The organism is Paraburkholderia sp. Ac-20340 (assembly GCF_017104965.1).
Classification (GTDB): Bacteria; Pseudomonadota; Gammaproteobacteria; order Burkholderiales; family Burkholderiaceae; genus Paraburkholderia.
In genome coordinates this window covers 130,469-150,564 of record NZ_JAAGPR010000016.1, presented here as the reverse complement: position 1 = coordinate 150,564, position 20,096 = coordinate 130,469, and the positions used below count along the sequence as shown (strand labels likewise).

The 20,096-nt window shown below is 64.5% G+C and carries 18 protein-coding genes; 7 read left to right on the top strand and 11 right to left on the bottom strand.

The features are described from left to right. Positions 1–66: 66 nt before the first annotated feature. Entirely contained in the window at positions 67–1,089 is a 1,023-nt protein-coding gene (locus G3N59_RS20435) for a VacJ family lipoprotein (protein ID WP_241023645.1), read from the bottom strand. Then, complete coding sequence (locus G3N59_RS20430) at positions 1,086–3,716, bottom strand: MMPL family transporter (protein ID WP_205984440.1); 2,631 nt, start codon at positions 3,714–3,716, stop codon at positions 1,086–1,088. Before G3N59_RS20430 ends, G3N59_RS20435 begins: the two co-directional genes overlap by 4 nt. A 204-nt stretch (positions 3,717–3,920) precedes the next feature. Between G3N59_RS20430 and G3N59_RS20425 the strand changes: the two genes are divergently transcribed. Next, on the top strand, positions 3,921–4,529 hold the full coding sequence (locus G3N59_RS20425) for an ABC transporter substrate-binding protein (RefSeq protein WP_103707661.1): 609 nt from the start codon (positions 3,921–3,923) through the stop codon (positions 4,527–4,529). Positions 4,530–4,688: 159 nt separating this feature from the next. On the opposite strand, the gene G3N59_RS20420 is transcribed toward G3N59_RS20425, so the two are convergent. Together G3N59_RS20420 and G3N59_RS20415 are read right to left on the bottom strand one after the other, a co-directional pair. Continuing rightward, positions 4,689–5,327, bottom strand: coding sequence for a response regulator transcription factor (locus G3N59_RS20420; protein ID WP_205984439.1), 639 nt, complete (start codon positions 5,325–5,327; stop codon positions 4,689–4,691). Beyond that, complete coding sequence (locus G3N59_RS20415; RefSeq protein ID WP_205984438.1) at positions 5,324–6,832, bottom strand: cache domain-containing protein; 1,509 nt, start codon at positions 6,830–6,832, stop codon at positions 5,324–5,326. The genes G3N59_RS20420 and G3N59_RS20415 overlap by 4 nt, the downstream gene beginning before the upstream one ends. 119 nt (positions 6,833–6,951) lie before the next feature. Here G3N59_RS20415 and G3N59_RS20410 point away from each other — a divergent pair, with 119 nt between their 5' ends. The 3 genes from G3N59_RS20410 (at position 6,952) to G3N59_RS20400 (ending at position 10,417) form a co-directional block, all read left to right on the top strand. Next, positions 6,952–7,905, top strand: a complete 954-nt coding sequence (locus G3N59_RS20410) for a glycerophosphodiester phosphodiesterase family protein (protein WP_205984437.1) — start codon at positions 6,952–6,954, stop codon at positions 7,903–7,905. A gap of 193 nt (positions 7,906–8,098) precedes the next feature. Next, positions 8,099–10,186, top strand: coding sequence for a carbon starvation CstA family protein (locus tag G3N59_RS20405; RefSeq protein ID WP_205984436.1), 2,088 nt, complete (start codon positions 8,099–8,101; stop codon positions 10,184–10,186). A gap of 24 nt (positions 10,187–10,210) precedes the next feature. Beyond that, a complete protein-coding gene (locus tag G3N59_RS20400; RefSeq protein ID WP_027820406.1) occupies positions 10,211–10,417 on the top strand; it encodes a YbdD/YjiX family protein in 207 nt (68 codons plus the stop codon). Positions 10,418–10,653: 236 nt separating this feature from the next. On the opposite strand, the gene hpnH is transcribed toward G3N59_RS20400, so the two are convergent. Beyond that, positions 10,654–11,805: an adenosyl-hopene transferase HpnH gene (gene hpnH, locus G3N59_RS20395; protein ID WP_205984435.1), complete on the bottom strand. Its 1,152-nt coding sequence runs from the start codon at positions 11,803–11,805 to the stop codon at positions 10,654–10,656. Between the two features lie 12 nt (positions 11,806–11,817). Continuing rightward, on the bottom strand, positions 11,818–12,762 hold the full coding sequence (gene ispH, locus G3N59_RS20390) for a 4-hydroxy-3-methylbut-2-enyl diphosphate reductase (RefSeq protein WP_027820408.1): 945 nt from the start codon (positions 12,760–12,762) through the stop codon (positions 11,818–11,820). Positions 12,763–13,266: 504 nt separating this feature from the next. On the opposite strand from ispH, the gene hpnC reads away from it, so the two are divergent. Continuing rightward, a complete protein-coding gene (gene hpnC, locus G3N59_RS20385; protein WP_205984434.1) occupies positions 13,267–14,136 on the top strand; it encodes a squalene synthase HpnC in 870 nt (289 codons plus the stop codon). Continuing rightward, positions 14,133–15,311 carry a glycosyltransferase gene (locus tag G3N59_RS20380; RefSeq protein WP_205984433.1) on the top strand — a complete coding sequence of 393 codons (1,179 nt, stop codon included), beginning with the start codon at positions 14,133–14,135 and terminating at the stop codon, positions 15,309–15,311. Before hpnC ends, G3N59_RS20380 begins: the two co-directional genes overlap by 4 nt. Before the next feature lie 34 nt (positions 15,312–15,345). Here G3N59_RS20380 and G3N59_RS20375 read toward each other — a convergent pair whose 3' ends face one another. The 4 genes from G3N59_RS20375 to hpnA all read right to left on the bottom strand — a co-directional run bounded on the left by G3N59_RS20375 (position 15,346) and on the right by hpnA (position 18,424). After that, positions 15,346–15,942: a mobile mystery protein B gene (locus tag G3N59_RS20375; protein WP_205984432.1), complete on the bottom strand. Its 597-nt coding sequence runs from the start codon at positions 15,940–15,942 to the stop codon at positions 15,346–15,348. Continuing rightward, entirely contained in the window at positions 15,933–16,382 is a 450-nt protein-coding gene (locus tag G3N59_RS20370; RefSeq protein WP_241023643.1) for a mobile mystery protein A, read from the bottom strand. Before G3N59_RS20370 ends, G3N59_RS20375 begins: the two co-directional genes overlap by 10 nt. Positions 16,383–16,641: 259 nt before the next feature. Then, positions 16,642–17,271: a hypothetical protein gene (locus G3N59_RS20365; RefSeq protein WP_205984430.1), complete on the bottom strand. Its 630-nt coding sequence runs from the start codon at positions 17,269–17,271 to the stop codon at positions 16,642–16,644. A 130-nt stretch (positions 17,272–17,401) separates the two neighbouring features. Then, positions 17,402–18,424, bottom strand: coding sequence for a hopanoid-associated sugar epimerase (gene hpnA, locus G3N59_RS20360; protein WP_205984429.1), 1,023 nt, complete (start codon positions 18,422–18,424; stop codon positions 17,402–17,404). A gap of 199 nt (positions 18,425–18,623) precedes the next feature. Here hpnA and G3N59_RS20355 point away from each other — a divergent pair, with 199 nt between their 5' ends. After that, positions 18,624–18,920 carry an acylphosphatase gene (locus G3N59_RS20355; RefSeq protein WP_205984428.1) on the top strand — a complete coding sequence of 99 codons (297 nt, stop codon included), beginning with the start codon at positions 18,624–18,626 and terminating at the stop codon, positions 18,918–18,920. A gap of 90 nt (positions 18,921–19,010) precedes the next feature. On the opposite strand, the gene egtD is transcribed toward G3N59_RS20355, so the two are convergent. Beyond that, entirely contained in the window at positions 19,011–19,991 is a 981-nt protein-coding gene (gene egtD / locus G3N59_RS20350) for an L-histidine N(alpha)-methyltransferase (protein WP_205984427.1), read from the bottom strand. Between the last annotated feature and the right edge of the window lie 105 nt (positions 19,992–20,096).

The window sequence follows — 20,096 nt, the reverse complement described above, 5'->3', positions numbered from 1 at the left end:
GATGACCTTGCCGGGTTTTTCACATCTGCACGACCCGCCATTCAAGCGGGCCGCATCACATCAAATTCAAGGCGCCGATGCCGGTTGCGCGGGCGTTGCCGCGGCAGGCGCCGACGCCGCCTTGGCCGGCACTGCGCCGGACGCCGCCTTGGGCGCGGAAGCCGCAAGCGGAGCCGACGCGGCAGCATTCGCCCCGGCAGCCGGTGCAGCCGCACTGCCCTCGCCCGGATCATCGTAGTTCGGCAGGCCGTTCTTGTTCGACGCTCCCGAGCCCGCAGCATCGCCCTTCGACTCGCCCGGATCGTCGTAATTCGGCAGACCGTTATTCGACTTGCCCGTGCCGCCGCCGTTATCGTCGGTGGCGCCCGGATCGCCGTAATCCGGCAACGGCGCGTTGGCGCTTTGCGAACCGTTGATCATCGACTGGCGTTGCTGCCGGTACGCGTCGCGCACGAACGAATACTTGTCGAGCGCCGCCTGCTGCAGCAGGTCGGTTGCGCCCAGCAGATCCGCGCGCGTGCTGACGAATTGCGCGATATACATCGGGTTGCGCACGGCAGGCTCGATGTAGTTGAGCAGGTTGAACTTCACGTCCACACCCATGCCGATGCCGTCGCGAATCGAGCTCGGCCCGAACACCGGCAGCACCAGATACGGACCGGCCGGCACGCCGTAGTGGCCCATCGTCAGACCGAAGTCCTGATGGTGCTTCGGCAGGCCCGCAGGCGTGGCGAAGTCGATCAGGCCGCCCAGACCGAAGGTCGAGTTCATCGCGAGACGCATGAGGTCTTCGGTGGCGTCGGTGATCTTCAGTTGCAGCAGGTCGTTGGCGAAGTTGCTGATATCCCCGAGATTCGAGAAGAAGTTCGAGATCGCCTGGCGCATCGGCTGCGGCGTGACTTTCTGGTAACCCTTCGCGATCGGCTGCGCGATATGGGTGTCGAGCGCGTCGTTAAACGTAAAGATCGCCCGGTTCGCAGGTTCGAACGGGTCACCCGGCTTGCGGTCAGGACCGGTTGCGCAGCCCGACGTCACGAGGAGCGTCAGGCTCGCTGCCGCCATGGTGAGCGCGGCTTTTTTCTTCATCATTGATCGATCCCCTGCATTTGCGATCGTGCGCGCTTGACGCGCGGCTTGCCCATCAGCACCGGTTGGAACACCACGGCGCCGATCAGCGTACATAACAAGGACAGCGCGAGCAGTTTGCCCATGCTCGACGTGCCCGGATGGTGCGAAAGCCACAGGCTGCCGAACGCCGTGGCCGTGGTTGCGGCCGAGAACAGCACCGCATGTGTGAGGCTCGAGTGCAGGAGGCCGGTTTGCCCCGCGCGCCATGCCATCACGAAATAGATTTTGAACGCGACGCCGACACCCAGCATCAGGGGAAGCGCGATGATGTTGGCGAAATTGAGTTGGATACCGAACACAACGCACAACTCGAGCGTCACCAGCGCCGATACCAGCAGAGGAATCAGCGTGCGCAGCACGTCGCCGAAATGGCGCAGCGTGATCCACAGCAGCGCCGTGATCAGCAGTACCGACCAGCCGGCCGCCTGCAGGAACGCAAGAATGATGACGTTGGCCGAATGCAGGATCGAGATCGGCCCGCCGATGGCGTTCGGCTCGGCGGCCTTCACGGCGTGCGAGAAGCGCGCGAGCATGACGTCGTCGTTCGGATCGACGCCTGCGGGCACGCGCGGCGCGACATCGACGATCGCCTGGCCCGTCACCGACGATACCCAGTCGTGAACCATCTCGGGCGGCAGGTTTTCGCGCGTGATTTCGGACGGCTGCAGCAGGCGTTCGAGCTGCGCGAAGGCTAGCTTGAGCGGCTGGCTGAAGGCGGTTTCGGCCTTGTCGCGCACGGCGGGGCTGGCGGCCGCGAGTTTCATCAGACCATCCGACAGATGTTGGGCTTGCGCCGCGCCCGGACCCGGATGATCGCCGGCCGCGAGCGCAAGCTGATTCGCCGCGCGCTTGAGCGTATCGACGCGCACGGCGTCGGTCACCGGCGACGACGGCTGCTGCGTGAGCGCCGGCATCAGTTGCTGCGAGGCGCTGGCGATCAGCATGAGCTTTTGCTGCTGATCGGCGGGGATCAGCGAGCTGAGCGTGGTCGCGCGGCCGACTTCCGGCAGCTTGCCGAGCTTCGCGGCGATCTTGTCGGCATCGGCCAGCGTAGGCGCGAGCACGCTGACATCGTTGATCGAAATCACCGGCGAATTCTTCAGCGCGATGAGCGTCGCCATCGATTCCGTGTGCGGGTCCTTCAGATGCAGCGGATTGAAGTCGAAGCGCAGGAAATACAGCAGCGGCGACGCGCCCAGCACGACGATCAGCGTGCCGATCAGCACCGGCTTGCGATGCTCGGCGAGCCATTTATCCACGGGCGCGAGAAACGCGAAGCCCGGCGAAGCCCGTTCGCCCTTGGGCTTGAACACGCTGATGAGCGCGGGTAGCAGCGTCATGTTGGCGATATACGCGACGAACATGCCCACCCCGGCGATCTGGCCGAGTTCCGACAGACCCTTGTACGCGGTCGGCAGGAACGAAAAGAAACTTTCCGCCACGGCGATCGCCGCGAGCGTGAGCGGCACGCCGATCAGGCGCGCGGTCTTGAGCAGCGCAACATCGAGGCGATCGTCCTGATAACGCTCCTCGCGATACTTCACGCCGAACTGCACGCCGAAGTCCACGCCCAGCCCCACGAACAGCACCATGAAGGCGACCGACAGCATGTTGAGCGAGCCGATCATCAGCAGACCCAGCGCCGCCGTGACGGCGAGGCCCACGACCAGCGTGATCAGCACCGCGCCGATCAGACGGCCCGAGCGCAGCGCGAGCCAAAGAATCAGCAGCACGACGATGGCGGTGATTGCGCCGTTGAGCGCGGCGCCGTCCTGCACCGAGGCGAATTCGTCGTCGGCGAGCGGCTGTTCGCCGGTCAGGCGCACGCGTGCGCCGTATTCGGTGTCCAGATGCAGCGAGGCGGCAGTGTCGCGAATCGCCTGCGTGGCGTTCGCGCCCGCCTTGAGCGCGCCGAAGTTCAGCACTGGTTGCACGGTGACGAAGGAGAACGCGGGCTTCGTCGCCGCGTCCTTGTCCACCAGCGCGCGCCACGAGAACGCGGCGGGTTTGCCCGCGAGCACCTGATCGACGGTATCGGCGGCGCTGCCGAGCAAGGCGGCCATCTGCGGCAGCTTCACCTGGCCGATGGTCAGCGGCAGTTGCAGCGTGGTCGTGAGCGTGCCGGCGAGGCCCGCGAGACTCGGGTCTTTCGCCAGTTGATTGATCAGCGGGCGCGCCTGCACGAGCTGGCCCGTGGTGGACAGCACGGTGGGCGTCGACGGGAACAGCAGGCCGTTGTGTTCGAAGAACGGGCCGCCCGCAGGCTGCGAAACGGCGCTGAATTCGCGCGTGTCCTGTCCCAGGGCGCCGGCGAGCTTGTCGGCGGCGGCATCCGCGAGTTCGGGCGCCTGCGCTTCGACCACCACGAGCAGCGAGCCGCTGCGCTGCGGGAACGCGCGATCCTTGGCGTCGCCGAGCGCGGCCCATTCGGCGTTGTTTTCGACGAGGCCGCTGATGTCCGTGTTGATCTTGAAATGCTTCGCGACGTACGCGCCGCTGAGCACGGCAAGTACGAGCGCGAGTGTGATGACCCACGCCGCGCGGCGCACAGACCAGGCGACGAGGTGGATGATGAATGGCTTCAGCATAAAGGCGAGGGGGCCTTGTCGTTTAACTGTTCTTGAATGAAGCGCTCAAGTATACCGGCCCCGCCCAGTGAGGCGCGCCTCGCGCACACGAGCGCAACCGGCAAAGCCGTTATACTGGTTCGGCCGGGGCGGGATCGTCTCGCTCGTTGCGCCGCAACCTGCCCTTCCCGCCGGCACCCGATATTCACTGTTCCAAAAACGCGTATGAAACGTTATCTGACCGCATTTCTCGCCGCCGCCTTCCTGTCGGGCGTTTCGGGCGCCGCCTTCGCCCAGTCGTCGCCGGACGCTGTCGTGAAGGCCGCCGTCGAAGGCACCGTCAAGGCGATGCAGGCCGACCCGCAAGCCCGCGGCGGCGACATGGCCCAGATCACGAAAGTGGTCGAGACCCATTTCGTGCCCGCTACCGATTTCCAGCGCACCACGCGTATCGCGATCGGCAAGGCCTGGACCACGGCTACGCCCGAGCAACAGCAAAAGTTGTATGAGCAATTTCAACTCCTGCTTGTGAAGACCTACGCATCGTCGCTCGCGCAACTGCGTGACACCCAGGTCAACTTCAAGTTCGCACCGTCGAACACGGGGGCTGCCGCGAAGGACACCGTCGTGCAGTCGCACGTGCTCAGCAACGGCGGTGACGACGCGATCGACTACCGTCTCGAGCGTTCGGGCAACGGCTGGAAGATCTATGACATCAACATGATGGGCGCGTGGCTGATCCAGGTGTATCAGACCCAGTTCGCCGACCAGATCGCCAAGGGCGGCATCGACGGTCTCATCAAGTTCCTCGTCGATCACAACGCGCGCAGTTAATTCAGCGTAGCTAAACCAGCTTAGACGTTCAGGAAGTTTTCGCACGGCGCGTGCTCGAAAGAGACGCGCCGTGTGTGTTTTGGCGCGCGTTACTGCGCCTCCCGTTGTTTCGTTCTCTCGTTGCCTTTGCCGTTGCTCCAGCAACTTTTTTTGAGGCGCTTACTTCCTGCGATTTTCCACCGCGAACTTGATCAGTTCCGCCTGCCCGTCGATATCGAGTTTGCGCTTGAGATTGAGCCGGTGCGTTTCCACCGTGCGCACCGAGAGCCCCGCGCGCTGCGCAATCTGCTTGCTCGACAGCCCTTCGGCGAGCGCATCGAGAATGTCGCGCTCGCGCGGCGTGAGGCGCTCGATGGGCGTTTCCTTGAGCGACGCCTGAATCATGCGCGCGCCCAGTCCCGCGCTGAAAAACGTCTGCCCCGCCAGCACGGCCCCGATCGCGCGCACGATCTCCGCGCCCGGCGAATCCTTCAGCACATAGCCGCTCGCGCCCGCGCGCAGCGCCTGCGTCACGTACTCGACGTTATCGTGCATCGACAACATCAGCACGCGGATCGCCGGAAAGCGTTCGTGAAAAATGCCGGCGAGCGCGATGCCGTTCATGCCGGCCATGCCCACGTCCATCAGTGCGAGATCGGGCTCGAGCGCGGCGGCGAGTGTGATGGCTTCGTCGGCGTTACCGGCTTCGCCCGCGACTTCGAGGCCCGGCACGGCTTCGAGCCGCGCGCGCAGACCGTCGCGCACGAGCGGGTGATCGTCGACGAGAATAAGGCGCGCGGCCTTCGCTGCTTCGTTCATGGTGTCTCTGTGTGTTTCGGTGCTGCGCTGATGTGTTTTGCCGGAATCGGCACCCACGCGGTCAGGATCGTGTGTCCCGGTTTCGAGCTGATGTCGAGTTCGCCGCCCAGCGGTTCCAGCCGTTCGCGCATGTTACGCAATCCCATGCCGGCGCGCGGGTCGGCTTGCGCGAGCGCGACGTCGAACCCGCGGCCGTTATCGGCGATGGCGAGCGTGACGCCGTCCTGCGCGATATCGAGCGTGAGCATCGCGCGGCGCGCGTGAGCGTGTTTGACGATGTTGGTGAGCGCTTCCTGGGCGATGCGAAACAGCGCGGTGTTGACGGCATCGGGCAGCGGCGCGCTGCGCGGGTTGCGGTACGCGCCGCCCTCGCCCGTCTGCGTGAAGCCGATTTCGATGCTGGCCTGGCTGGTTGGATCGGCTTCGTCGGCTTCGTGCGCTTCATCGGCCAGTTCGCGCGTCAGTTGTTCGAGCGCGGCGGCCAGGCCCAGATCGTCGAGCATTGCCGGGCGCAGCGCGTGCGAAATGCGGCGCACTTCGCGCAGCGTGTCGGACAGCCGCGTGAGTCCGGTCGAAAGCGAGGTTTCCGCGGCGACCACCCGCGTTTCGCCGCGCTCGAAACGCGCAAGCGCCGATTCGAGCAGCAGTTTCGCCGATACGAGCATCTGGCTGATGCCGTCGTGCAATTCCCGCGAGAGCCGCGCGCGTTCCTGTTCCTGCGATTCCACGACCTGCTGCGCGAGCCGCTTGAGCTTGGCGTCGGTGCTGCGATATTCGCTCACGTTGAGCACCAGCGCGCCGAGCGCGAACACGCCCACGCCCGCGAGCGCAATCACGCCGAGCCATTGCAGCGTGCGTTCGATATTGGCCGATGCCCGTTCGTCGATATGCGCGAGCGCGGTATCGACATCGTCGAGATAAATGCCGGTGCCGACCATCCAGCCCCAGCGCGGCAACGCGACCACATAGCCGAGCTTGGGCGCGAGCTTGCCCGTCGACGGCCGATGCCACATGTAGCGCACGTAACCGCCGCCGTGCTGCGCTGCGGCCACGAGTTGCTGGATCGTGAGCGAGCCTTGCGGATCGCGCAGATTCCACAGATCCTGGCCGACCAGACCCGGCTCGCGCGGATGCATCAGCGAGCGGCCGTGCATGTCGTAGACGAAGAAATAGCCGTCGGGGCCGAAGTCCATCTTTTGCAGCACGGCGAGCGCGGCGCGCTGGCGCGCGGCATCGTCGGCGGGTGTTGGGGTATTGGCCGCACCGGCGTCGGGCGCGTAGAGCGGCTCGATCGCGCTGGTGGCGAGCTCGACGTAATGACGCAGCTCGATTTCCTTGCTCGACAGATACGCGGCCTGCATGGTGGCGTGTTGCGTGCGCGCAAGCGACGTCGCCTGCTGCCTCACGCCGATGCCGATGCTGGCGATCGCCGCGAGAAACGGCACGACTGCGAGCAGGAAGATTTTGGTCTTCAGGCGGTCGTTGAAGAAAAATGGGGCGGGCATGGCGGCGTTCGGGAGCAGAGTGTGCAAGCATACCCGGGCGCGCGTTCGCGGGTTGGCGAATGCCGCGCGCGCCGCACGATGATTGCGCGCGCAACTTTTTTCTTTCGAGAGCCGATCCGATGATTCAAGCGATGACTGTGCGCGCGTTGGCTGTCGTATCGACTGCGCTGTTGCTTGGCGCTTGCGCTGGCGGACCGACATCGCCTGGCGCAGCGCAGATGGCGCAGAACGTGCCGCTCGTTATCGCGCATCGCGGCGGCACGGCCGACGCGCCCGAGAACACGCTCGCGGCGATCCGCACGGCGCTCGCCAATCACGCCGACGCGATCTGGCTCACGGTGCAACTGAGCCGCGACGGCGTGCCGGTGCTCTATCGCCCCGCCGATCTCGCCGCGCTCACCGACGCGCACGGCCCTATCGCCTCGAAAACGGCCGCAGAACTCGCGCAGGTCAACGCGGGCTGGCAGTTCAAGGCGCAGGATGCCTGGCCTTATCGGCGATCGCCTGTCGGCATTCCTACGCTGGCGCAGGCGCTGTCCGTCATTCCCGCCGATACCCTCGTCGTTCTCGACATGAAAGCGCTGCCCGCCGCGCCGCAGGCCGCCGCCGTGGCGCAGGTCCTGGACGAAGCCGATGCGTGGCATCGCGTGCTGCTCTATTCCACCGAAGCCGCGTATCAGCAGGCCTTTGCGGCGTGGCCGCGCGCACGCGTATTCGAATCGCGCGATGCCACGCGCGGGCGTCTGGCGACAGTTGCGCTTGCACATGCGTGTGAAGCGCCGCCTGCAGCCGGCGCGTGGACGGCATTCGAATGGCGTCGCAAGGTCGATCTGACGGAGCGCTTCACGCTCGGCGAAGCGCATTCGACGGTCAACGACGCGCAATTGTGGACGCCGCAAGCGGTGCAATGTTTTCGAACGCATCCGCGCGTGCATATCGTTGCGATTGCCGTGAACAGCGCGGCGGACTACAAGGCGGCCGCCTGTGCAGGCGTGGATGCCGTACTGGCGGATTCTCCACGCGAGATGACCGCGGTGCGCGACGCCTTGAAGAAGGGCTATCGCTGCCCGTGATCCGCTGACACCCTACGTGATACTACGTAGCAACCTTACGTAGTTGTCCGGTTGTGGGCCGCGCATTGAAAGCGAATACTAGGCGCCCATAGCGTGCGCCACGATGCGCCACGCTCCATGCGTTCTTTGTCTAGTATGAAGAACGCGTGCAAAAGACCACCCATCAGACTAAAAACATAAAACAGGAGACGTCATGAGTCGGACATCCAGTTTTGTCGTCTGGACGCTTGTCGCGCTGCTTGGCGCGTTCGCGTTCGGCACCATCGCGCTCGCGCACGGCGAACGCATTTCCGCACTGTGGATCGTGATTTGCGCGGTCTGCGTTTATCTCATCGCTTACCGCTTCTACTCGCGCTTCATTGCGTCGACGGTGCTGCAACTCGACGGTCTGCGCATGACGCCGGCCGTGCGTCACAACGACGGGCTCGACTACGTGCCCACCAACAAGTACGTGCTGTTCGGCCACCACTTCGCGGCGATTGCGGGCGCGGGTCCGCTGGTCGGCCCGGTGCTGGCCGCGCAGATGGGCTATATGCCCGGCATGCTGTGGATTCTCGCGGGCGTGGTGTTCGCGGGCGCGGTGCAGGACTTCGTGGTTCTGTTCCTCTCCACGCGTCGTGACGGCCGCTCGCTGGGCGACCTCGTGAAGATGGAACTCGGGCCGATCCCGGGCGTGATCGCCCTGTTCGGCACCTTCCTCATCATGATCATCATTCTCGCGGTGCTCGCGCTGATCGTGGTGAAGGCGCTGACGAACTCGCCGTGGGGCACGTTCACCGTGGCCGCGACGATTCCTATCGCGATCTTCATGGGTCTTTACGTGCGCTACATCCGCCCGGGCAAGATCGGCGAGATTTCGATCATCGGCTTCATCCTGCTGATGGCGTCGATTGCGTTCGGCCAGCACGTGCACGATTCGCCCACGCTCGCCGCCTGGTTCACGTTCACGGGCACGCAGCTCACGTGGATTCTGATCGGTTATGGCTTCGTGGCATCGGTGCTGCCGGTGTGGCTGCTGCTCGCGCCGCGCGATTACCTCTCGACCTTCCTGAAGATCGGCACGATTCTCGCGCTCGCGATCGGCATTCTGATCGTCGCGCCGGAACTGAAGATGCCCGCGTTCACGAAGTTCATCGACGGCACCGGTCCGGTGTGGTCGGGCAACCTGTTCCCGTTCCTCTTCATCACGATCGCGTGCGGTTCGGTGTCGGGCTTCCACGCGCTGATCTCGTCGGGTACGACGCCCAAGCTGCTCGATAACGAAACCAACGCGCGCTTCATCGGTTACGGCGCGATGCTGATGGAATCGTTCGTGGCGATCATGGCGCTGGTGGCCGCTTCGGTGATCGAGCCGGGCGTGTACTTCGCGATGAATGCGCCGCTCGCGGTGCTCGGCACCTCGCCGGATGCGGTCGCGCAGACCGTTGGTCATTGGGGCTTCGTGCTCACGCCGGACATGCTCACGCAAACCGCGCATGCCGTGGGCGAAACCACCATCGTCGCGCGCGCTGGCGGCGCACCGACGCTCGCCGTGGGCATGGCGCAGATCCTGCATCAGGTGATCGGCGGCGAAGCGATGATGGCCTTCTGGTATCACTTCGCGATCCTGTTCGAAGCGCTGTTCATCCTGACGGCTGTGGATGCGGGCACGCGCGCTGGCCGTTTCATGCTGCAAGACCTGCTCGGCACCTTCCACCCGGCGCTCAAGCGCACGGAATCGCTGCCGGCGAACCTGATCGCCACGGCGCTGTGCGTGGCCGCGTGGGGCTACTTCCTGTATCAGGGCGTGGTCGATCCGCTCGGCGGCATCAACACGCTTTGGCCGCTGTTCGGCATCTCGAACCAGATGCTCGCCGGTATCGCGCTGATGCTCGCCACCGTCGTGCTCTTCAAGATGAAGCGCGAGAAGTTCGCCTGGGTCACGGCGCTGCCGACGCTCTGGCTGCTGATCTGCACGCTCACGGCTGGCCTGCAGAAGATCTTCGATAGCAATCCGAAGGTGAGCTTCGTGGCGCACGCGCAGAAGCTGTCGGCGGCGCTCGATGCGGGCAAGATTCTCGCGCCGGCGAAGTCGGCCGAGCAGATGCAGCGCATGATCTTCAACGACTACGTGGATGCGGCGCTCTCGGGCCTGTTCATCTTCGTGGTGGTGAGCATCGTGGTGTACGGCCTGATCGCGATTGCGCGCGCGCGTCGCGTGGATCGTCCGACCGTGCAGGAAACGCCGTACGAAGCGCTGCCTGCGGGCGCGACGGTTGCGGCACGCCACGGCGCGCATTGAACGCACGCTTTAACGGAGCGCACCATGTTCTCGGAACTACGCGACAACGTGCAGACGGCCGGGCGCTATCTCGGCCAGGCCATGCGGCTGATGGTTGGTCTGCCCGACTATGACGGCTACGTTGCGCACATGCGCGCGACGCATCCGGATCGTCCGGTGATGACTTACGAAGAGTTCTTCCGCGAGCGGCAGAACGCGCGGTATGGATCGGGCGCGGGGAAGTGTTGCTGAGTCCGAACTAATTTCGGCGCGCGTTTCTGGCGCTCCAAAACAAAAAAGCGCGATGGCGAAAGCTCTCGCGCTTTTTTCGATGTGCGGATGAGCGGATGAGCGCGAGCGGAGAATAGCTCCCGCAAACCCTCACCTTCGGCATCGACGGATATCGCCTTGATACAAACAAAAAGGGCGCAACGGCTCACGCCGTTGCGCCCTTTTCCGTTCCTCGCGCTACCTGAGCGCGAAAAACCTTAGCTTGCTGCGACCGTCACCGGCTTCTTCGTCTTGGCCGAGTTCTTGATCTCGTCGAGCTTGATCTCAACGTGACGCGAGAACACGTATTCAGCCGGACGTTGCGTATCCAGCGGGATGTCCTTGACGAATGCGCCTTCGGTCTTCGGGCCGCTCAACGCAACCTTCAGTGCCTTCAGCGGATGCGCGACCGTGTCCATCACGGCGGTCGCCTCGAAGCCGCAGTGGACCATGCAGTCCGCGCACTTCTCGTACTTGCCCGTACCGTACTTGTCCCACTCGGTCGTTTCCATCAGTTCCTTGAAGGTCTTCACATAACCTTCGCCGACCAGATAGCACGGCTTTTGCCAGCCGAACACCGTGCGCGCCGGGTTGCCCCAAGGCGTGCATTCGTAGGTCTGGTTGCCGGCCAGGAAGTCGAGGAACAGGCTCGACTGGCTGAACGACCACTTCTTGCCGTTGTTGCCGCGCTTGAAGATCTCGCGGAACAGGTTCTTGGTCTTGTCGCGGTTCAGGAAGTGCTGCTGGTCCGGGGCGCGCTCATACGCATAGCCCGGCGACACCGTGATGCCGTCCACGCCGATGGCGTGCGCCGTGTCGAAGAACTTCGCCACGCGTTCCGGCTGCGCGTCGTTAAACAGCGTGCAGTTGATGTTCACGCGGAAGCCGCGGCGCTTGGCTTCCTTGATGGCCGAGACGCACTTGTCGTACACGCCTTCCTGCGACACCGAGTGATCGTGCGCTTCGCGGTCGCCGTCCAGGTGGACCGACCAGACGAAGTACGGGCTCGGCTCGTAGTCGTCCATCTTCTTTTCCATGAGCAGCGCGTTCGTGCAGAGATACACGAACTTCTTGCGCGCCATGATGCCCTTGACGATCTGGGGCATTTCCTTGTGCAGCAGCGGCTCGCCACCGGCGATCGAGACGACCGGCGCACCGCATTCGTCCACCGCACCGAGACATTCCTCGAGCGACAGTCGCTGGTTCAGGATGGGATCCGGATAGTCGATCTTGCCGCAACCGTTACATGCGAGGTTGCAACGGAACAACGGCTCGAGCATGAGCGCGAGCGGATAACGCTTATTGCCGCTGAAATGCTGGCGGAAGATGTACGTGCCAACGCGGACTTTCTGGAGCAGCGGAATAGACAAGAGGTGTCCTCCTTAAACTTCGCGCGCGACGAGCGGTTGCAACAGCTTCGACGGCAGCTTGAATTCGACTTTTTCTTCACGGCCCGCCATCGTCGACACCTCGACAGGCCCCAACGCGCGCAGCGCGTCGATCACGTTTTCTACCATTTCCTCGGGAGCCGAGGCGCCGGCCGTAATACCGACCGTCTGTGCGCCTGCGAACCACTCGGCCTTGACTTCCGAGCCGTCGGCGACGAGGTAGCTCGGCAGACCCGATTCGCTGCCGATTTCACGCAGACGATTCGAGTTCGAGCTATTCGTTGCACCGACCACCAGCAGCACATCCACTTGCGACGACAGATCGCGCACGGCGGCCTGACGGTTTTGCGTGGCGTAGCAGATGTCGCGCGTATCCGGGCCGACGATGTCGGAGAAACGCTTGACGAGCGCGTCGATGATGCCGCGCGTATCGTCGACCGACAACGTGGTCTGCGTCACGTACGCGAGCGGCGCGTCGAGCGGCAGGTCCAGCTTTTGCACATCGGCTTCGCTTTGCACCAGCAGCACGGTGCCGGGAATCTGGCCGATCGTGCCTTCGACTTCGGGGTGACCGGCGTGGCCGATCAGGATCAGCGTACGGCCAGCCGCCACGTATTGACGGCCTTGAACGTGAACCTTGGTGACGAGCGGGCAGGTGGCGTCCAGCACGTCGAGCTCACGCTCTTCGGCTGCGCGCTCGACCGTCTTCGCCACGCCATGCGCGCTGAAAATCGCGACGGCGCCTTCGGGCACTTCGTCGAGCTCTTCAACGAAACGGGCGCCCTTGTTACGCAGGTTCTCGACCACGTGACGGTTGTGGACGATTTCATGGCGCACGTAGACCGGCGCGCCGTGCTTCTGCAATGCGCGATCGACGATTTCGATAGCGCGGACAACCCCCGCACAAAAGCCGCGGGGTTGGGCAAGGATCACTCGCATAGGGTGGCGAACTCCGACTGCCGCGGTTACGAGGAAGCCGTGTCAGACTCGCTCGCCGCGGCGATCATATTAATAAGGTGCTAATAAATGCATGCATCCGCCTGGGGGGGGCGGAAAAACCAGACGCGCATTTTAACCCCATCGCCGCACCTTTGCTGCGTAGCGCGCGAGAAGGTGCGGCGCGCACGCGACGATAATCGGCATCGACGGGATTTTGACCCCGATTTTTACGCGTTCCGGCGGTCATGCCGACGTTGTATCGGCCCCACGCTCAGGCCCGTGTGGCGGGACGGCGGGGTGAAAACCGCGCCATTATGCGTTCTGAATCGAAAGATTGCTGAAAGTAATGGGCGGGCAACATCGGGCAATATTCCGAAACCCTGCCCGACCATCCGGGACGCGGGGCCTGGCGCGGTGCAACATGACGCGGGAACCCTTAAACTAGCGTCCCCGCTGTCGGCGCGCCTGGCGCGAGGCGGGCCCGACCCCAATCCGGATACCCCGATGGAACCCGACCACTACGACGAATTTCCGGTAGCGAGCATTCTGCTGCCGAAGGCGCTGCGAGCGCCTGTCGGCGTGATCTACCACGTCGCGCGCACGCTCGACGACATCGCCGACGAAGGAGACTGGAGCCGCGAGGAGCGCCACACGCGCCTGGCGGATTTCCGCGACGGGCTCGACGCCGTGGCCGAAGGGCGCCCGGCGCCCGTGCATCCGACGCTGTTCGCCAGGCTCGCGGACGTGGTGCGCCGCTGCCGCCTGCCGCTGCAGCCGTTCTACGACCTGGTGTCGGCGTTCGATCAGGACATCGACACCACGCGCTACGCCGACCGTCACGATCTGCTGGACTTCTGCCGCCGCTCGGCGAACCCGGTCGGGCACCTGATGCTGCATCTCATCGATGAAGCCACGCCCGACAATCTGGCCGATTCCGACGCCATCTGCACCGCCTTGCAACTGATTACGTTTCTCCAGGACGTGCCGGCCGACTGGCGGCGGGGGCGCGTCTATCTGCCGCAGGCCGACCGCACGCGTCTGAACGTGACCGAAGCGCAGATCGCGGCGGGCGTGGTGGACGATGCCTGGCGCGCGCTGATGCGGCACGAAATTGCCCAGGTGCGCGCGCTGATGCTCAGCGGCGCGCCGCTGGCGCTGCGCGTGCCGGGACGCTTCGGGCTTGAACTGTGCAGCGTCGTGCACGGCGGGCTGCGCATGCTCGACGTCATCGAGCGTGCCGACTACGACGTATTTCGCGCGCGGCCCGCGCTGCGCGCATCCGACTGGGCCGTGGTGCTGATGCGCACGGCGGCCATGTGGCTGTCGCGCCGTGTCGGCGTGCGCGCGCCTTCGATCAAGAGTAATAACGCATGATGACCACGATTCTCTTTGCCGTGTCCTGTCTTTCGCTGCTGATCTGGCTGGTGCTGCTGCTCGGCCGCGGCGGCTTCTGGCGCTCGCGTCCCGCCGATCCGCTGCCCGTGATCGAGCCCGCGGCGGGCTGGCCGTCGGCCTGCGCCGTGGTGCCGGCGCGCAATGAAGCCGATGCGATCGGCGAAGCCGTCACCTCGCTGCTGCGTCAGGAATACGGCGGCGATTTCCACGTGATCGTGATCGACGACCACAGCACCGACGGCACCGCCGAAGCCGCACGCGCCGCCGCGCTCGCGCTGCAGTGCCCGGAAAAGCTCACCGTCATCACCGCGAAGCCGCTGCCGGCGGGCTGGTCGGGCAAGGTCTGGGCGCAGTCGCAGGGCATCGAAGCCGTGCGCACGCTGGGTCTGGACGCCGATTACCTGCTGCTCACCGACGCCGACATCGGCCATCCCGCCGATGCGCTCGCGCAACTCGTGGTGCGCGCGCAGGCCGAAAAGCGCGACCTGGTTTCGCTGATGGTGCGTCTGCGCTGCGACTCGGTCTGGGAAAAGGCGCTGATCCCGGCCTTCGTGTTCTTCTTCGCCAAGCTGTACCCGTTCGCGTGGGTCAACGACGCGCGCAACAAGACGGCGGCAGCGGCGGGCGGCTGCATGCTGGTGCGCCGCAAGGCGCTGGAGGAAGCGGGCGGTATCGAGTCGATCCGCGCGGAACTCATCGACGATTGCAGCCTGGCCGCGCGTATCAAGCATCGCGGCGAGGGCCATCATCCGATCCGTCTCGATGTCGCGGCGAAGAGCGTGTCGCTGCGCCCGTACGATTCGTGGAAGGACATCTGGAACATGATCGCGCGCACCGCGTTCACGCAGTTGCATTACTCGGCGTGGCAGCTGGCGGGCACGATTCTCGGCATGACGGTCATCTATCTGGCGCCGCCCGTCGTGGCGCTGGTGCTGGGCGCGAAGGGCTGGCCCGCATGGCTCGCGTGGGCAATCATGTGCTGCTCGTATTCGCCGATGCTCGCTTACTATCGCCGCTCGCCGTTGTGGGCGCCGTTCCTGCCGCTCGTCGCGCTGTTCTACGTGGGCGCGACGTTCGCCTCGGCCTGGCGTTTCTGGCGCGGCAAGGGCGGCCAGTGGAAGTCGCGCGTGCAGGCGCCTGCGCAGGGGAACTGATTGGTGTGCGCTGTCGTTTCTACGGCAGCGCGTGTCAGGCGGAGCTTCGCGCGAACGCCACCAGCAGACCGTAATCGCCTTTGTCCGCTGCCCGCAAGGCAGTCAAATACGCCGCGCGGGCGTTGTTGGCTTTAACCAGCGTCCCGCCGCTGCCCCACGAAAATGGCGCCTGCTTCAGGCTGCGCAAAAGCGCATCGGCCATCATGCGCGCGTGCCGGCCATTGCCGTTTGGGAAAGGATGAATCCAGACCAGATCGCGATGAAATCGTGCGGCAATCTCATCGGGCAGGAAAGTATCGTTCTCGACCCACCACTGCGTGTTGTCGAAAAGATTTCTCAGCTTGACGCTGATCTGCGTCCAGTCGCATCCGATGTTCTTGTCGGACTTGCGAAATGTGCCCGCCCACGACCAGGTCGCGTCGAACATCTTCTTGTGCAGGTTGCGGCAGAACGCTTCGCTGAGAACATCGGCCTTGCGTTGGCGACGCGCCCATTGCACCGCCCGCAGGATGTTCTCCTGCTCCCAGTCATTCAGGTCGCCTTGGGTCATCAGATGAACAGGTAACAGCCCCGCACGCTCGTCGGGGTCGAGCGGTGTCTGGCCGTCCTGTTCATCCAGATTTATCGCCATAGGTCGGACCAGCGGCCCCGGAGTAATTCGGCAGTTCTCTGCTCCACCTGTTTGCGAAGGCGCTCCGTTGCCGGACGCTGGTCTTCGAGACTCATGGTGTGCGCGACGCCGCTGACTTCCTCAAGGGCGATCGAGCGCGCGCGATCTTCGACCACCTGAGTGAGCGGCTTTCTCGGGACCAAAGCGTAGACCAGTTCGCAATCCAGCCCGTCTGCCAGCTTGCGGAGTTGCCCGAGCGTGATGCGCTCTTCGGCTTCCGCCAATTCCGACTTGTGCAGACTCGGACCGGTCATGCCCAACTTGCTGGCTTGCTGGCGCTCGGTGAGCCCTAACGATTCCCGGATGGCTTTTAGCCATCCGCGCGGCGGGGGCCGTCGGCTGATCAAATCCTTGTAGACCTCAAGCGATGCCTGAATCTGCTCAAGCCGGAGCTGTCTCATTCTGGAGTCCATTTGCTTCACTATGGGCTATCAAATAACAAAAAAATAATAGCCTATAGTGAAGCAGATACCAAGATTTTGCGTCTCTATGATGAAGCAAAGATGGGCGATTTGCTGCCTTTCAGGCTAGCAGATGCGAGGCAATCCGCTTTGTGCGACATCAAGAAAAAGACCCGCAATCCCTGATGGGATTGCGGGTCCTGGTATCGATGAGCAAAGAATGAGCACAAACCGACGTTGGTTTGTGCCGACGGCGCGCTCAGCGCTGCGTCAACATCATGTACATCTGCACGACCATGTCGGGCGAGAACGTGAACGGCACCCAGCCGTGGCCGGTGTGGCGCATGACCAGCAGACGGTCGCCGTTCGATTGCTTCTGCACGGCCATCATCGGGTTCTTCGTCGACGCGAAGCGCCAGCCTGGCGGAATCTCGGGCGGCGGTTCGGGCTGCATCGAAGCGCGCACGTTCGCGAGTTCCTCGATCAGCTGGCTCACCTGCATCGGATGCAGCGACACCGTCTGCCCGCCGATCGTCATCGTGATCTCGTTCTGCGCGGGACGGCCGACTTCCAGCGTGGGGCGCGTCGCGCTCGACGCGGGCAGCGCCGGCGCTTCGGGCAATTCGGGCAGCTCGAACAATTCCGGCAATTCCGGCGGCGGCACGAGCTCCGCAGCAGCGGGCACAGCGACGGGCGCTTCGGCGGGCACCTCCGCAGGCACCTCGGCGCGCGCCTCGGGTTCGGCCGGCGCGATAGCGGCGGCAGCGGTCGATGCGGTCGTTTCCGGGGTCGCTGCAACGGCCGCGGCGGGCGCGTGGGCCGCGCTGGCGGCCTGAATGAGTTGATCGACGCCTGCGTCGATCGCGCCGATCTGGTCTTGAAGATTCATGCGAGCTTCTCTGGTAAGACCCGCGATTTTACCCACAGAGCGCGCCAACGGGTCGGCGGTCGTTGTAAGCAGGACGCAACAACGTTGTAACAATTGGTCGTGCGGCCTGCTTCAAGGCACCCAAAACACCTTATTTCCCGCTCAGATAGCCCGCCTCGCGGAACCACGCGAGTGCGTCCTTGAGCCCTTCGCGGTAAGGCCGTGCGCGATATCCGAGCTCGCGTTCCGCCTTCGCCGAGGTGAAGTACATCTTGTTCTTCGACATCTTGAGCGCATCGACGGTCACGAACGGCTCTCGCTTCGTGATGCGCGCCACGGCTTCCGCGCCCATCGCCAGCGGATACAGCGGCCAGCGCGGCAGCGCGATGGTCGGCGGCTTGCGCCCGACCATGCCGGCGATATCGGCGAGCATCTGTTGCAGCGGCAGATTCTCGCCGCCCAGGATGTAACGCTCGCCGATGCGCCCGTGCTCCAGCGCGAGGAAATGGCCATTGGCCACGTCGTCCACGTGCACGAGGTTCAGGCCCGTATCGACGAAAGCGGGCATCTTGCCGGTCGCGGCTTCGACGATGATGCGGCCCGTGGGCGTGGGCTTGACGTCGCGCGGGCCGATCGGCGTGGACGGATTGACGATCACGGCGGGCAGGCCGTCCTGCTCGATCATCCGCTCGACGGCGCGCTCGGCGATCACCTTGCTGCGCTTGTAGACGCCAATCGCCTGATCGGCCTTGAGCGGCGAGGTTTCGTCGGCGGAATTGCCGGAGTTCGTGACCTTCAGCGTCGCCACGCTGCTGGTGTAGACGATGCGCTCCACGCCCGCCGCGAGCGCGGCGCGCATGGTGGCTTCCGCGCCTTCGAGGTTGGCGCGCTCGATTTCGAGCGGATCGGGCGCCCACAGGCGATAGTCGGCGGCCACGTGGAACAGGTAGCGCACGCCGTCGAGCGCCTTGCGCATCGAGGCTTCGTCGCGCATATCGCCGGTGACGATTTCGACGTCGAGCGATTCGAGGTTCTTGCGCGGGCTCGTCGCGCGCACCAGCAGGCGCACGGCAAAGCCTTTTTCCAGCGCGATGCGGGCGACGGCCGAGCCGACGAAGCCGGACGCGCCGGTGATCAGCACGAGGTCCTTGTTAGCGCGGGAAGTGTCGGTCATTCTGGTTTCGCATTCGGGTTCGATGATGGGCGCCGGGCTGCGGAAAGTCGCGGCCGGCAGCCGCAGTGGCACGGATTGTACGTGGCGCGCGCGTGCTGCGCTGCGGCGACCGGCAGGCGCAAAGGCCTGGGAATCGCGTCTACAATGCCGACCGTGTGTTGCACGCAGGTCGCATGCAAGGGAAACAGGAGATCGAACGATGAGCGAACCGGATCTGGACGCACGCCTGGAAACGTACTACGTGCGCGTGCACGGAACGGTGCAGGGCGTGGGTTTTCGTCACGCGACGGTGCGCCAGGCGCACGCGCTGCGCATTCGCGGCTATGTCGCCAATATGGAAGACGGCACGGTCGAAGCCGTGATCCAGGGCACGGCGAACCAGGTGGACCGCATGCTTTCGTGGCTGCGCCACGGCCCGCCCGCCGCGCGCGTGAGTTCGGTGGAGAGCGAGGAGCGCTCCTCCGAAAAGCGTTACGAGCGTTTCGAGCAGCACTGAACCGCTTCGAAACGGCTAAAAAAGCGGTGCGCCTTCATCAGCGCACCGCTTTTGCGTTTTTTGCAGCGCTTTTACGGCATTTTCATCGCATCAGGCCACGGCCAGCAGACTTTCCGCGAAGCCCCAATCCTTCTCGATCCACTGCCGCGCGCAGCTGAAGCCCGCATCGGCGGCAATCGCGGGGATTTCATCGGCGTGATACTTGTGGCTGCTTTCGGTCCAGATGGTCTCGCCGGCTTCCATGTCGATGTCGATCCGCGCCGCGCCGACATGCGCGTGCACGTGACGCTTCGCGCGCAGATGCATCTCGACGCTGCGCGCGTCGGGATTGAAGCGCGCGACGTGCTCGAAGTCGTGCAGGTCGAAATCGGCGTCCAGCTCGCGGTTGATGCGCGAGAGCAGGTTGAGGTTGAACGCGGCGGTCGCGCCGATGCTGTCGTCGTAAGCGGCGATCAGCGTATCGACGGGCTTCACGAGATCGGTGCCCAGCAGCAGCGTGTCGCCGGGGCGCAGCATCGCGCGGATCTCGCGCAGAAAACGCGTGGCCGCAAGCCGCGCGAAGTTGCCGATCGTGCTGCCGAGAAACAGCACCAGCAGGCGCTCGCCGTTCTTGCGCTGGCGGCTGACTTCGGCGAGACCGGCCAGATAGTCGCGCTCGTAACCGACGATGGAAATGCGCTCGATATCGGCCAGTTCGCGGCGGCACAACTGCAAGGCGGTGCGCGAAATCTCGATCGGACAATACGAAGTCGGGCGTTTGCGGCACAGCGCTTCCAGAATGCGGCGCGTCTTGCGCCCGCTGCCGCTGCCGAGTTCGGCGACCGTCACATCGGCGGGCAAGGCTTCGACGATTTCATTGGCGTAGCGCGTGAGCAGGCGTTCTTCCGAGCGCGTGACGCCGTATTCGGGCAACACCGTGATGACTTCGAACAGCGCCGAGCCGACTTCGTCATACAGATACATCGACGGCAATTCCTTCTGCGGCGCGTGCATGAGGCCGCTGCGGACATCGGCGGCGAAGCTGGCAAGCGCGGGAGATTGGGGATCGGGGCGGGAGGCGGGCAGGGTCATGCGGGCTCCTGGATCGTGGGACGGCAGGCGTGCGGTGCGCGCAACCGTCGTCCACACGATGGGAGCGACGACGGTTCGCGCCCCGAACGAAGGGCGGTTCTCCAG